The following is a 405-nucleotide window of genomic DNA, read 5'->3' as shown; positions in this document are numbered from 1 at the left end:
GCACAATTACATCATGGGCCTCCCAGCCGGTTACACCACAGTCGTCGGCGAGCGCGGCGCGTCGCTTTCCGGTGGCCAGCGGCAGCGCCTGACCATCGCCCGCAGCCTGATGCTGCGGCCGTCCGTGCTGGTCTTCGATGATTCCACCGCGGCCATCGACGCCGGCACCGAACAGCGTATCCGGGCAGCGATGAAACGCTTCGCCAGGGATCGCGTGACGCTCATCATCTCGCACCGGCTGAGTTCGCTGATGCATGCCGACCAGATCCTGTTCGTCGAGGGCGGCCGGATCGTCGAGCGCGGCACGCATGAGGAGTTGCTGGCGCTCGGTGGACGCTACCGCGCGCTCCATGACCTGCAGTTGCGGCCGGACGATGAGCGGCCCGTGGCGGGAGCCGCGGGGTG

The 405-nt window shown here is 68.1% G+C and carries 1 protein-coding gene; it reads left to right on the top strand.

The window, feature by feature from the left end; genetic code table 11:
* The coding region (locus tag ENZ75_RS34125) for an ATP-binding cassette domain-containing protein (RefSeq protein WP_128278707.1) at positions 1-405 on the top strand (405 nt) is incomplete at both ends.

The sequence above is a fragment of the Mesorhizobium sp. M7A.F.Ca.CA.002.04.1.1 genome (genome assembly GCF_004022805.1).
Taxonomy (GTDB): Bacteria; Pseudomonadota; Alphaproteobacteria; order Rhizobiales; family Rhizobiaceae; genus Mesorhizobium; species Mesorhizobium ciceri.
Note: the sequence above shows the minus strand (reverse complement) of the source record. Positions and strands in the feature narration are given on the sequence as shown.